The following is a 13506-nucleotide window of genomic DNA, read 5'->3' on the forward strand; positions in this document are numbered from 1 at the left end:
CGCGTTTCCGTCCCGGCGTGAGTGGGTAGTACGTGCCTTCTTTCAATTTCGGTGACCGGGGGCCCAGCATGGTGGAGTCTGAAATCTGTATCCGGGAAAGGGCTTCGGCAATGCTGATTCACCCGGATTACGAGGGCAGGGTTACCGAGGACTGGTTCAATTCCGCCTCTTGGGGCAATCAAGCCCGCCCGGTAAGCAGCGGGGGCCGCGGCGGCGCCTGGTTTTTGCAGGCCGGAGAGGACAGACTGGTGCTTCGAGAATATCGCCGGGGCGGGTTGATGGCGAAATTTGCGCGATACGCCTATGCCTTCACCGGCGAGGAGTATGTGCGGTCCTTTGCAGAGTTCCGGTTGCTCAACAAACTGGTTAGCCAGGGGCTTCCCGTACCCTGTCCTGTTGCGGCCTGGTATCGCAAACTGTCGCCAATTCAGTACCGGGCCGCCATCATCATTGAACGGTTGGAGAACACTACGCCCCTGGCTGACCTTATCTCGGAGCTGGACAATGAGGCGTGGACGTCCATTGGAGAAACCATTCGTCGATTTCACGACGCCGGCGTCATGCATGCGGACCTGAACTGCTTCAATGTACTGGTCCGGGGCAACGAATACTTTCTGATTGATTTCGACAAGAGCAGGTTGATGACTGGTAGTGCCCCGGCGCGCTGGAAAGAGGCCAATCTTGATCGCTTCTCGCGATCGCTGGTAAAGGTGGCCGGAGAAGACGCACGGGCAAAAACCTGGAGTTATTTCATGAACGGATACAACAGGGGAATGGCCACTTGACCAATCCACAACAGGGCGGATCGCTTCCGTCGATACTTTGTCTTACGGATGCCTGTGATCGTCCGGAGACTGAACTCTTTATCGGGCTCAGAAAGGCCGGGTTCGACGTCGACGTCATGTGTAACCCCAAGGGCCGGAACTATCAGCGTCTTGTCGACGAGGGCATGGTTGCCTGCCCCATGGCCTTGAAGAACCGCTTTGACAAAGAGGGCACCGAGTCCATCCGCCAACAACTGGCCAAGAAAAACTACGAGGTCATTCATGCCTATAATCCCCGGGCCCTGGCATGCGGATTACGGGCTTCCCGGGGCACGGATATCAAGATCGTCGCCTATCGTGGTGTGATCGGTAACATCAGTTTTCTCAATCCGGAATCCTGGATTACCTTCCTGCATCCTCGCGTCAGCAAGATTGTCTGTGTCGCTGATGCCATCAAGGATTACCTGGCCAGCCTCCGGTTTCTGTGGATGCACATTCCTGAACGGAAGCTTCAGAGAATCTACAAAGGGCACGACCTGGACTGGTATCAATCGCCTAAGGCCGACCTGACACAGTTTGGTGTTCCGGAAGATGCCTTCGTGGTGTGCTGCACCGGGAGAAATACCCCGAGAAAAGGCTTCGATGACCTGATTGAAGCGATCGATAAGCTGCCTGAGGATGTAGATATACATTTGCTGCTGGTGGGAGACGTTATTGATAACGAAGAGATTCAGTCGCAGGCCGCTGCCACTTCTCACCCCGAGCGGATTCACTTTACAGGTTACCGCAACGATGCGCCGGCCATAGCGGCGGCCAGTGATGTGTTTGTGCTTCCCTCGAAGGAAAGGGAAGGACTGCCCCGTGCCGTCATCGAGGCGATGGTCTACGGAGTGACGCCGGTAGTGACCAGTGTTGGCGGTATGCCGGAGCTGGTGGAAGATGGCGTCAGCGGTATTGTGGTTGAACCGAAAAATGCTCCCGGGCTTTCAGCGGCTATTGAGCGGCTTTACCGCGATCGTGAATTGGCGGCCTCTCTTGGGCAGGCTGCGAGGCAACGGATAGCCCGGCATTTTCACACCTCACAGACCGTCACTGAGACGGGTGAGCTATACAAATCGCTGACGGGCAGGGCTTGAATGCGCCGGTACCTGTTTTTTGTAAACCAACCCTATTCCTATTCAATACTGCGACCGCTGCAGGAAGAGATACGGCGCCGGGGCGATGAGGCTGCCTGGTTCGTCGCCGGGTGCTCAACAGCTCCGCTTCAGGCCGATGAGCGCCGTCTCGTTTCCGTAAAAGAGGTCATGGATTACAACGCGGATGCGACCTTCGTTCCCGGTGATTGGGTGCCCTACTTTTTTCCCGGAATCAAGGTTGAGGTATTCCATGGCATGGCGCGCAACAAGCGGGGCCATAGCAGCGAAGATGAAAGTGACCATTACCGAATTCGGGGATGGTTCGATCTTTACTGTACGCATGCCCTTAAAGACACGGAAAAGTTCCGTGAACTGGCCGAGCGGTACCAGCATTTCGGGGTTGCTCACACAGGTTGGCCAAAGCTCGATCCATTGCTGTCGCGGAATGAAATCGGGAAGAGAAACCGTCTGGAAAATGAGTTGCCGGTTGTTTTTTACGCTTCAACGTTCAGCCGGTCCGTTACGTCAGCTCCGGATTTGGTGGAGAAGATCGGCGAGCTCTCCAGAAGTGGTCGCTGGAAGTTCATTGTAACGCTTCATCCGAAAATGGATCCCGCGGTAGTGGATCAGTATCGCAAGCTGAGTGGCGAGAACCTTCGTTTTGTCGAGAGCGATGAAGATCTGCTGCCTCTGCTGCCGCAGGCTGATGTGATGCTCTGCGACACCTCGTCCATCATGTTCGAGTTCATGTTCCTGGATCGCCCGGTGGTCACATTCAGAACCAAAATGCCGGGGCCTTATCTGATCGATGTCCAGGAAGTGGCGGGCGTTGAGAAAGCTCTCGAAGAGGCGGTGCAGTATCCCGATCCGCTGATGAAAGAAACGCGAGCTCTTTGCGACCAGTTGCACAGTTTCCGGGATGGTCGTTCCAGCAAGCGGGTTCTTGATGCGGTCGAGGATTTCCTGATCAACAAGCGTAGCCAACTCAAGCCAAAGCCGATAAACCTTTTACGCAAACTGAAAGTCCGACGTCGGTTGCGGAAGGAACTTGCACGCATGGCACCTGAAAGCTCAGGATAGACCAAGCGAAGATCCCGGCCAGGAAAGGAATGATTTGATCAGCGCCGCAAGCCCAATCAATGTCTTTGTTGCGAGTACGCCCCTGCAACTGATCAGTTGCTCCGAGGCTCGTTACCACTATGGCTGCGACTCCGAAAAAACACTTCTCATCATTGCTAGACCTGATAACCGCGAGACCGAGGGGCAAATGGCTTTCCTGGCCGAGGCGTTGGGCTGGCAGGGCATCGAAACCATTTATCTTAAAAAGAGTTCCTTTTACCTTCGTCTGGGGTCAGTTGCCAGGAGTCTCTCAAAGCGAACTATTGAGAGGTTGTTTATCGGAAACAAATCCAGCTGGATTCACGAAGTGTTTTATCGGGGGTTCGACAGCGAACAGCTGATTTTCGTGGATGACGGCTTGGCAACAGTAACCTATTACCATGCCATTCACGACGAGGGCATCGCCTCCCGGATTTCACCGGCCAAGAAGCGACTTTTGCGAACCATGGGGATCAGGATCCATCGTGTTGTTCCGGAGGTGATCGCATTCTTCTCCTTCTTTCCGTTACCGAACTCCGAGCTTGTCCAGGTGCGCGTTCACGATTTCCCGGTGTTTCGTAAAACTTTCAAAAAAACGCCCTGTGACAATAGCCAGACGCCCATGGTCGGGTTCCTTGGCCAACCCTTTGGTGGTGAGGATCGGCTTCAGCAATTGAAACTGCAAATCCAGCACGTGGTGGAGCGTCATCCTGATAGCCGCGTGGTGTACTTCATGCACCGAAAGGAAAGCAGGGAAGAGTTGGAGGCTTTGCTGGCAGAATTTCCGCTCGAGATACGGCAGGCCGGTCGTCCGATCGAGGTCGAAGTGGCCCTGTCCGGGGAAATCTATCTCGCTTTCTACAGCTTTGCTTCAACCGCTCTGTTTACCTTGAAAAAGATATTCCCGGAAATCCGGGTGTTCCAGATCGATGATGCCGCTCTGGGCGCCCGGCTTCCTTACTATGACGAAATAAGGCGTATGTTCGGGAGCGTCGGCGTGGAAACGACGCTCCTTCGGGGGTCACGGCTTTTCAAAGCGGGCCGGCCGGTCCAGAGTCCATAACCCGGCATATTTGTTGAACGTTACCTGTGCGTACGTCACAGCGGTAAGATAGCCCACAGCACCGTCCAGAAACCCGAACCGAATAAAGTACACCTGCACGAACGTCATCAGGCCCCGCAGGGTGGGGTAGATCATGGTGCGGGTCTTCTTGCCTTTGCGATGTTTCTCCAGTGAGCCAAGCCAGGCGTACTTGGCGCTTTTTTCCAGCGAGTGGCCGAAATCCCTGTGTGTATAGTGTGTCAGGCGGCCCCTCAGGGTTTTGATCTTGCGTCCGGACGGAATCAGTATCCGCTCGTGGACGAGGGCGTCCGAAAAGCTTACTCCCTCGCGACGGAACAGCCGGAGCGGGGCTCGGCCGCTGCGTCCGAAATCCAGGCGGCTGCCGTAAATCGTTACTGCCCAGGGAAGCTTGTAGGCGTCCGCGTCGGGATCGGCCAGGTGATCGTTGATTTCCCTTGCCAGCTCTGGTGTGACACGCTCATCGGCATCCAGTGACAGTACCCACTCACCGGTCGCTTTCTCAAGTGCGCGCTGCTTCTGGATGCCAAAACCCGGCCAGTCGGTGACTTCAACGACATCGGCCAGCTGTCTGGCCAGTTCGACAGTTCTGTCAGTACTGCCGCTATCCAGAACGATGATTTCGTCGGCGACCAGCCTCGCTGACTTCAGACAGTCGGTAATGTGGTCTTCTTCATTTTTGGTGATGATGGTCGCCGAAACCTTCCGCGCCCGGGCTCGAACATAGGACGCGCTCAACTCTGTGAACATAGCGGAGGCGATCGATGCAACTGCCAGAAGGTAGAAAGTTAGGAACAAAGTCCGATTGAAGGTGGCTTCTGTGAGGCCAAAGAAGAAGTAGCCAATAGAAATCATGCAACCGGCTGCCGCAAGGTGGGCCGTTGCTGCGTGGCGGCTGGACAGATTTCTGGCAAAGATGGCCAGTGGAATGAAAATGAGCAGGGCCCAGCTGAGAATGCCCGGAATGCCACTGGTTGCGGCGTTGTTCAGCAGATCGTTATGGGCATGCCCGGTGCAGCAGTCCAGGAAGTACTTCGGCAGATTGCCATCTGCAACTTCTGCTTCAATTTTATGGGTGTACCCGCCGAGGCCTGCGCCGGACCAAGGATTCTCTCTGAGCATATTCAAGGCCTGCCCCCATACTTCCAGGCGGATTTCCATGCCGGAGTCCAGCTGGCCATCATGGAGCAAACCATTGAGTGAGGTGGACATGCGGTCGCTGGTGATAATCGCGCCGGCCACGATAAGTGGCACAACAATTAATCCGGCAACTCGAAGTTTTTTGCTGAGCAGCGGCACCAGCGCGACCAGAAGAAATGGCAGAGCAACCAGGTTGCTGCGGGTTTCAGACAGCATGGAGATCAGGGCCGCAGCCGTTCCACCCGTGAAAAACAGTATCGCCAGGCCTACCCGTTTGTCCCGGATAAAAAACATGGCAGCAACGATCGTCAACATGCCGCCCAGGAGGGCGAGATTGCCAAAGCTGATCGGGTTGATCCCGCCACCGAAACGGGAATTCAGCACCTGACCAAGCGCGCCCTGGCGGGCAGCAACGGTCACGAGAAAAATCCCGATGATGGATACTGCCATCAGTCCGATGGCTGCGAAGGTGGTTCGGGCTCCGATGCGGGCATAGCTAATGGCAACAATGAGTGGCCAGAACAGGATAAACCGGGCGTGCGTGCCAAACGTTTTTCCACCCTCATAATCAAAGCCTTCCTGGGCCCAGGAGATAAAACTCACCAGAACGAAGAACCAGAAGGAAAAGTGCAGCAGCCTGAGCTCTTTGGGCTTGTCCCAACCGGTTTTATACAGTGATTTCCGAGCACTGAGCACCATTCCGGCAATGGCAAGCAAAAGGGTGGCGCCGGCCAGGATGCTCGAAGACAGGAGTGCGCCGCCAAACCCGATGATCAACAGTGCATGGAAGGCCAGTGTGGGGTTCAGCATACGCGATCCGGGTTGTAGGGGTTGATTTCGCCGGGTGGCCGATGCCGCATGCGCTTGTACTCCCACTGATACTGCTCGGGGATTTCTCGCACGCACTGTTCGATGGCGTGATTCATGGCCGTGGTTGCGGCCACAGGGTCCTTGTCGCCGAGGCCCGGACCGGTCTCGCGCACCACAATCCGGAATCCGGAAGCATCGGGCAGGCGTTCCGCATAGGTGATCAGCACGTTGGCGCCGGTGCGCTGGATAAGCTTGGACACCAGGGTCATGGTCTTCACTTCCATGCCGAAGAAAGGTGCAAAGGCGTTGCCTTTACCCCGGGGTGACTGATCCGGCAAAATCCCGGCAACACCGCCTTCCCGGAGAATCGAGGCAAGTCGGGCCAGGCCACGACGGTCGCCCCGGACCAGCTCAGAGCCAAGCCGGCCGCGAACCTTGATCATATAATCTTCGAATTCGGGCATATTCGGTGGGCTGTAAAGCGCTGCCATCTTGTAGCGCGATGAGAAGAACAGCCCGGCCAGTTCCCAGTTACCCAGGTGCGGCGCAAGTAGAATCAGCCCCTGGTCGCCGGCCATGGCCTTGTCGATCAGTTCCAGCCCCTCAGTTTCCCGGATCAGGCCAAGGCATTTCTCCACCGGCCATTCCCACATTAGAGGAACTTCGAGCATGGTCATGCCGGTTTGGGCCAGGGACCTCTTTGACATAACCGCCCGTTCGGTGTCTGAAAGCTCGGGGAGGCAGATGGACAGGTTAGTGTCGGTAACCTGTCGCGACTTGGTTGGCAGCCTCCACACCAGGTAACCGACGAAGCGGCCTATCCGCTGGGCGCCGGCCAGCGATAACCAGCCGGCGATTCTGAGTAGCCCGGCAATGACGAAATACTTGAGCTTGCTCATTTCCGGCCGTACCGATCCTCGTAACGGACAATGTCGTCCTCGCCCAGGTAAGAGCCCGACTGGACTTCGATCAGTTCCAGGTCGATGACCCCCGGATTTTCCAGCGAGTGCACCTGGCCGATTGGAATGAAGGTCGACTGGTTTTCGGTGACCAGATAGGTCTTATCACCGTTAGTGACACGGGCTGTGCCACTGACGACAATCCAGTGTTCTGCGCGATGGTGATGCATTTGCACAGAGAGCTTGGCGCCTGGTTTGACCGTAATCCGTTTGACCTGATAGCGGGCGCCGTTGTCGATGGAATCGTACACGCCCCAGGGCCGGTAGACTTCCCGATGGTTCATGTGTTCGTGGCGGCCATCGGTCTTGATTCGCTCCACCACGGTTTTGACGTCCTGAACGCTGTCTTTATGGGCAACCAGCAGGGCATCCTTGGTTTCGATCACCACCAGGTTGTCCACGCCGACTGTTGCCACCAGCCGGCTGTCGGCGCGGACCAGCGTGTTAGTGGTGTTATGGGTAATCACGTCGCCGGTCAGGCTATTGCCGTCTGGGTCCTTGTCACTGACTTCCCAGAGCGCCGACCAGGAGCCAATATCGCTCCAGCCGGCATCCAGGGAAACCACGGCGGCCTTGTCGGTCTTCTCCATGACGGCGTAGTCCACCGAGTCTGACGGGCATTCGGCGAACCGCTCGGCGTTGATCCGGGTGAAATGAAGATCATCCGCGGTATCAGCGATAGCGGCGCGGCATGCAGCCAGGATATCGGGGCGATGAGCTTCCAGTTCCTTCAGGTACTGGCGGGCGCCAAACAGGAACATCCCACTGTTCCAGAAGTACTCACCCGAGTCGAGGTAACGATGTGCGGTGGCCTGGTCCGGCTTTTCAACAAACGCATCCACCAGATAGCTATCGGGCCCCAGCTCTTTGCCTCGGTGAATGTAGCCGTAGCCTGTTTCTGGATGGTTCGGGACAATGCCGAACGTAACCAGCTTTCCCTCTCGTGCCAGAGGAATCGCTTTTTTCACCCCTTCCTGAAAGGCGGTGACGTCCTTGATCAGGTGGTCGGCTGCCAGCACCAGCATCAGGGGATCATCGGCACCGTTTTCTGCAGCCTCGGTCAGCTGCAGCGCTGCCAAGGCAATCGCCGGCGCCGTATTCCGGCCACAGGGCTCCAGAATGATCCGCGTATCCTCGTGGCCGGATTGGCGCATTTGTTCCGCAGCCAGGAACCGGTGTTCCTCGTTGCAGATCAGAAGAGGGTTTGCTGCGTCCATGCCCTCAAGCCGCGCAACGGTGGCCTGCAACATCGACAGGGGGCCGTTGGTCAGTTTCAGGAACTGCTTCGGATTCAGCTGGCGCGACATCGGCCAAAGGCGTGAGCCGGTACCGCCAGCCATAATGACGGGGTGAATCATCTGTACACTCCGGGCTTGAGTTAAAGAATGCCAAGAAAAACATCAAAATCAGGCGCGCCATCTTATCATAAGGCAACCATGATATTGTTCTGACCAGTCCGTAAACTGATTGCCCTGATATCAGGAATTTTGATGAAGTTACCGTTATCTGTTTATTACATCACCCAGGACGAAGAGCTGCGACTGCCGGAATCCCTCGCGAAGGTTTCCGGCTGGGTTGATGAACTTATCGTAGTCGATTCCGGGAGTACTGACAGAACCCGGGAAATCGCAGAAGCGGCGGGTGCCCGGTTTGTTCATAACGACTGGCAGGGATTTGCTTGCCAGAAGGCCTTTGCTGCAAGCCTGTGCCGCAATGACTGGGTGCTGGATCTGGATGCGGATGAGGTGCTGTCGGACGAGCTTGTGGCCAATATCAAGGCGCTGTTTTCAAAGCCGGTCGACCCGGATATTGCGGGGTTCCGGATGCGCTGGGTGCTGTCCCAGCCTGATCCCCGACATCCGTTCCGTCATGATAAATCGAAGAAAATTCTCAGGCTCTACAATCGCAACAAGGCGGTGATTGAGGCCGAAAAAGACAGCAACAATGACCGACCCCAGGTGAAAACAGGCCGGGTTCTGGATCTCAAGGGCGACGTCTTGCATCGCACGCTGATTTCCCTGGAGCAGATGGAGCGCAAGTACTGCCAGTTGTCTACGGAGCAGGCCCGCTTTATTGCCGCAAAGGGGCGACGAATTTCCAGTGCCCGGCTGTTCGCCGAGTTTCCCCTGAAGTTCCTGAAGTATTACCTGCTGCACCGACAGATTCTGAACGGCTGGTTTGGCCTTAGCGTTGCCATTACTGCGGCCAACCGGAATTTTATGCGGTTGGCGAAGGCTCGCGAGATACAGATGCTGTCTGAGCTTGAGGAGGAAAGTGCCCGTTAGGAATCAGCGTGCCCAGATTATTTTCAAGTGGCCCTGCGCTCAGTAATGGCTTTCCGATAAAGGGCCTCTGTCTGTTCAGCCATGGCTTTCACTGTGAGGGTTTCACGTGCAAACGCCATAGCGGACCGCTGGCTCTGTTTCAGCGCTTCCGGATTGGCGAGCGCCCGGGCCATCAGGTCAGCAAGGTCACTGTCGCGGTGCCCCTCGCTGAGAGACGAACTCGGGAGAAGATCGCGAGGCCCTGATACCGGAGTAGAGACAACCGGGCAGCCATAGATGAGCGACTCCGCCAGCACGTAGGGAAAACCTTCCCGCTCGGAGCTGATCACCGTCAAATCCGCTTTGCGGTAGACCGGTTTCAGGTTCTGGCTGAAGCCTGCCAGGGTGACGGAATCTCCGAGGCCTGATTGATGAATTAGACGCGCCAGCTGTTCCCGCTGGCTTCCTTCGCCGAATATGGTCAGATGGAAGTTGTCCGCGGAGGCGCCAAGTATGGCCCAGGCTCTGATCAGCGCATCAAAGCCTTTTACGGCTTCCAGGCGTCCCACGGCAATCACATTGGTGACACCTGCCGGAAGCTCGGGGCCATCATTGGCTGGAATTCGTGGGCGCTCTGAGTCCACGCCGTTGTAGATCAGGTGTTTGTGAGGGTGTCTCAGAGCTCCCAGGATCCGTGGGCTTACTGCAATGATCTCGTCGAGGCGATCAAATGCCTTGTGGCTGGACTTGGTGCCGTGCAGCGTACCGAAGCGCACACGGGCAAGTTTCCCGGTTTTACCGGCCAGTTGCGCAGCCTTATTGCCCTGGGCGTGCAAAATATCGGGCGATAATTCGCGAAGTCGTCGGCGGAGGGCCAGTTGGAGCCAGAGGTTCCGTCGCCCGAGTTGAACAGGCAGTGGATGAAAGTGGACACCGGCGGGGAAGTGATCCCGGTAGGTTTTGTGACCAAGCACATGGACGCTATGCCCCCGTTCGGCCAGTGCACTTGCCAGGTCGGCAGTGTGCTGTTCCATTCCGCCCCAGGTGGTGCCGGGGGTGGCGAGCAGAAGGGCAATGGTTAATCGGGTAGGTGAGGTCATGATTGGCCAGCGGCGTTCTTCAGCACATTCTCATAAACCTTCAGGCTCGCCTCGGTTTGCGCTTCCAGTCGGAATCGATAGGGGATCTCGATCCTCGGCGGTTTGGCATCGAGTAGCCCGGAAACCGCCTGGGCAAATTCCTCCACGTTATCCGGTGTCACCAGCCCATCCCTGAAACAGGCCTGCAGGGTTTCAGCCGCCCCGCCACGATTGTAGGCCACCACCGGCGTTCCGGATGCCAGGGCTTCGGTCACTGTCCGGCCAAAGGGTTCCGGTTTGGTGCTCATATGGCAGACCACATCGGCGAGCAGGTACAGCGTGGTCATGTCATTGCGCTGGCCGAGAAAGCTGACCTTGTCGGTCAGGTCCAGGCGTGCCCGCTCCTTTTCCAGTTCATCCAGGAAGTGCTCTTTGCCGGGCTCCGCGCCACCGACAATGATGCCATGGCAATCGGGCCGCTCGCGCACCAGCTTCGCCATCATGGCCAGGAAATCCAGTTGGCCTTTCCAGCGGGAAATCCGTCCGGGCATCATGATGATTTTCTTGCCGGCAAGCTGCGGATACTGACGGAACCAGCGGTCCAGCCATTGCTGGCTAAGTTCACGTTGGTGGAACGCATCCACATCGACACCACGCTGAATAACCGTCAGCTTCTCCGCCGGAACGGGGTAGTTGTTCATCACGTAGTCCCGCACACACTGGGACACAGCAATGATGTGATCGGCGCGGGTCATGATGGCGCTGTAGGGTGTTACCGAATACATGCCGTGGAATGTGGACACAACCGCCGGGCGTTCCCGTTTCGGGATGCTTTTCAGAGCCAGGAAGATAATCCAGGCGGGCATGCGCGAGCGGACATGAACGATGTCCGGCTTCAGTTCAAGAAGCAGTTTTCGCATCGGCAGGATTTGCCCGAAGGACGCCGGATTTTTCCGGTGAATCGGCATGAAAATATGCTTTGAACCCTGTCCCCGCAGTTGTTCCGCCATGGGTCCGCCCTTGGAGACGACAAAGGATTCGTGGCCGCGTTTGACGAGGTCTGCAGCGAACTCTACGGTACCTCTTTCTACACCGCCGCTGTACAGCGCTGGAAGTGCCTGAAGAATTCTCAAGGCTGGGCCCCCTTGGGCAGGCGTTGATTGGTTTTGTGGCTCTTTGGCAGTAACCCGTTTTCGATGACCCATAGGGCTGCGCGATTGGCTTCCCAGAGCGACTGGTTGTGGTCGGCCCTGCCGGCCATGACGCTGGCGTGATCCGTCCACTTGGCAACATAGCCGTCCCGGACCAGCCGTTCCACTCCGTCCACGACCCGGCTGCCGGGTCTCGCCGCCAACTCGAAAAGGCCCGTTGGCACTCCGGAGGTTGCCGCCTCGCAAACCATGGACATGCTGTCGGGAGTCACCCAGACCGCCCGTGAGGCGGAAAGTTGATGGCTTAGCCAATCCTCGTGGGTCTGCTGGGGGTGAACAACGGTGATCCGCAGTCCGGCCATGTCGTCGAGGCGGTCCTGCAGGGGCTCCGGTGTTCGCCGTGAGGTGCTGATGGTCCAGCGCCAGTCAGGGTACTGCCCGATCAGGTGGGATATCTGGCCCAGGACGACATCGTCGTCCCAGTCGAAGTGCGGCGAAGGTCCGCCTATGAGTAATAGCGCTTCCCGTTTCTCGGTGATTCTGGCCAGGGGTGTGATGGTGTTCAGAACGCCCTCGGTTAACAGAACCCGCGGGCCTGGCTGCACGCGATCATGGGCTGGAATCAGGGCGCCGCTGACCAGAGACAGCGGAAACGCGGGCTTCATGATGACCAGCGTTCGGGTCCCGCGACGTTTTCGCAGCGCAAGCAGTAACCGATGCGTACCGGACCCTGCCGCGATGACAAGATCGGGTCGAGGCAGTGACGCCTCCATACGCGGCGAAGAGGCCAGCAATGCCCGCCACAGAGGTACCTTTGTGGGGGAAACATCGATCCAGTAGGTGCTTGCCCCAGCCAGAACGCGAAGCCGGTTGCCAAGCCCCTTCAGCTGATTCCGGTGACCCGGCTTGTTGTCGGTCAGAAGCCACACCACCGGAGTGGATGCATCCTGCGTTCTGGGCTCGGGTTTGGCCATGGTGTTCCGGCATGTATTGCCGGCCTCCGTGTTGCCTGAGTTCGTTACTACCGGCGTTTGTAGAATCCCGGATCGTTCTCATCAGGGCGGGTCTTGAAGCGCCGGTGCATCCACAGATATTGATCCGGGGCGCGCCGCACTTCTCGCTCGATAGTCTGGTTGATCAATGTTGCATCCTGAAGATCGTCCCCGCTGGGGAAGCTCTCAAGGGCAGGATGGAAGTAGATGTCGTAGCCCGGACCATCGTCACGTCGGAAATGACTGAACGGGACGACCTTGCAGCCGCTGCGCTCCGCGATCCTGGACGTAGCGGTAATCGTGCCCGCCGGTATTCCGAAGAAGGGCGCAAAGACAATATCCTTGCGGCCGTAATCCTGATCGGTGGCATACCAGACGGCCCGGTTTTTCTTAAGGCTGCGAAACAGGCCCCGGAGGTCCTTGGCGCCGAGCACGTTGCCATACCGGCGTTCACGGGCTCTCGTCATCACGGCGTTCATCAAAGGGTTGTTATGGTCCCGCTGCATCACGTCTGCTTCAATGAACTCGGTCACCAGGCTCCCGCCCAGATCCAGAGTGCTGTAATGGCCTCCCAGTAATAAAACGCCTTTGCCCTGCGCCAGAGCATGCTCGAAATGCTCAAGGCCATGGACCTGTGTGATGCCTGTCAGTTTGGCTGGATCGCGGAACCAGGCGATGCCAATTTCCAGCAAGCCAATACCATTGGCAATAAACGCTTTCCGAACCAGCGCAGATTGCTGAGCGGCCGTGAGTTCCGGGAAGCACAGCCGAATGTTCACCTCGGCGATGTGCCGACGTTCCCGGGCAAGGCGGAACGCCAGCAGTCCCGCCAGTTTGCCCAGCCACCACTGAACGCGTATTGGCAGCCGGGACACACACCACATCAAAAAGACTCCCAGCCAGGTGGGCCACCATCGGGGATGGCGGTAGGCCGAGTAATCCGTGTTTCGCGGTATTTTGCGGTATTTCGTTTTCACGTAAAGCCGGTCCTGCAAAGTCTGAATCGATTGATGGTGGCACAATGGCCCGAGC

Annotated in this window: 12 protein-coding genes; 5 read left to right on the forward strand and 7 right to left on the reverse strand. The window is 57.3% G+C overall.

Annotation, left to right across the window (positions count from 1 at the left end):
- The first annotated feature begins 68 nt into the window (after positions 1–68).
- The 4 genes from AC13E3_RS04320 to AC13E3_RS04335 are packed head-to-tail and all read left to right on the forward strand — an operon-like array spanning position 69 to position 4061.
- Complete coding sequence (locus tag AC13E3_RS04320) at positions 69–785, forward strand: 3-deoxy-D-manno-octulosonic acid kinase (RefSeq protein WP_008170870.1); 717 nt, start codon at positions 69–71, stop codon at positions 783–785.
- Positions 782–1900, forward strand: coding sequence for a glycosyltransferase family 4 protein (locus AC13E3_RS04325; protein ID WP_273085663.1), 1119 nt, complete (start codon positions 782–784; stop codon positions 1898–1900). Before AC13E3_RS04320 ends, AC13E3_RS04325 begins: the two co-directional genes overlap by 4 nt.
- Positions 1901–2980 carry a CDP-glycerol glycerophosphotransferase family protein gene (locus AC13E3_RS04330; protein ID WP_053114330.1) on the forward strand — a complete coding sequence of 360 codons (1080 nt, stop codon included), beginning with the start codon at positions 1901–1903 and terminating at the stop codon, positions 2978–2980.
- A gap of 34 nt (positions 2981–3014) precedes the next feature.
- The gene (locus AC13E3_RS04335; RefSeq protein ID WP_405418517.1) at positions 3015–4061 is read left to right on the forward strand and encodes a polysialyltransferase family glycosyltransferase; all 1047 of its coding nucleotides are present in this window, start codon (positions 3015–3017) and stop codon (positions 4059–4061) included.
- Here the strand turns inward: AC13E3_RS04335 and AC13E3_RS04340 are convergent.
- The 3 genes from AC13E3_RS04340 to AC13E3_RS04350 are packed head-to-tail and all read right to left on the reverse strand — an operon-like array spanning position 4020 to position 8346.
- On the reverse strand, positions 4020–6029 hold the full coding sequence (locus AC13E3_RS04340) for a glycosyltransferase (protein ID WP_482901750.1): 2010 nt from the start codon (positions 6027–6029) through the stop codon (positions 4020–4022). The two genes, AC13E3_RS04335 and AC13E3_RS04340, sit on opposite strands and share 42 nt — an antisense overlap.
- On the reverse strand, positions 6023–6928 hold the full coding sequence (locus tag AC13E3_RS04345; protein WP_405418521.1) for a lysophospholipid acyltransferase family protein: 906 nt from the start codon (positions 6926–6928) through the stop codon (positions 6023–6025). The genes AC13E3_RS04340 and AC13E3_RS04345 overlap by 7 nt, the downstream gene beginning before the upstream one ends.
- Positions 6925–8346 (reverse strand): mannose-1-phosphate guanylyltransferase/mannose-6-phosphate isomerase, encoded by a 1422-nt coding sequence (locus AC13E3_RS04350; protein ID WP_482901751.1) that lies wholly within the window; start codon positions 8344–8346, stop codon positions 6925–6927. The genes AC13E3_RS04345 and AC13E3_RS04350 overlap by 4 nt, the downstream gene beginning before the upstream one ends.
- A gap of 132 nt (positions 8347–8478) precedes the next feature.
- Between AC13E3_RS04350 and AC13E3_RS04355 the strand changes: the two genes are divergently transcribed.
- Entirely contained in the window at positions 8479–9273 is a 795-nt protein-coding gene (locus AC13E3_RS04355; protein WP_482901752.1) for a glycosyltransferase family 2 protein, read from the forward strand.
- Positions 9274–9296: 23 nt separating this feature from the next.
- Here AC13E3_RS04355 and AC13E3_RS04360 read toward each other — a convergent pair whose 3' ends face one another.
- From AC13E3_RS04360 to lpxL, 4 genes are read right to left on the reverse strand one after another with little or no spacing between them, the layout of a single operon-like run.
- The gene (locus AC13E3_RS04360; protein ID WP_482901753.1) at positions 9297–10352 is read right to left on the reverse strand and encodes a glycosyltransferase; all 1056 of its coding nucleotides are present in this window, start codon (positions 10350–10352) and stop codon (positions 9297–9299) included.
- Positions 10349–11464, reverse strand: coding sequence for a glycosyltransferase family 4 protein (locus AC13E3_RS04365; protein ID WP_482901754.1), 1116 nt, complete (start codon positions 11462–11464; stop codon positions 10349–10351). The genes AC13E3_RS04360 and AC13E3_RS04365 overlap by 4 nt, the downstream gene beginning before the upstream one ends.
- The gene (locus tag AC13E3_RS04370; protein WP_482901755.1) at positions 11461–12456 is read right to left on the reverse strand and encodes a mitochondrial fission ELM1 family protein; all 996 of its coding nucleotides are present in this window, start codon (positions 12454–12456) and stop codon (positions 11461–11463) included. The genes AC13E3_RS04365 and AC13E3_RS04370 overlap by 4 nt, the downstream gene beginning before the upstream one ends.
- A 47-nt stretch (positions 12457–12503) precedes the next feature.
- On the reverse strand, positions 12504–13451 hold the full coding sequence (lpxL, locus tag AC13E3_RS04375) for an LpxL/LpxP family Kdo(2)-lipid IV(A) lauroyl/palmitoleoyl acyltransferase (protein WP_075267653.1): 948 nt from the start codon (positions 13449–13451) through the stop codon (positions 12504–12506).
- Positions 13452–13506: the final 55 nt, after the last annotated feature.

This window comes from Marinobacter sp. L-80, from assembly GCF_056859395.1.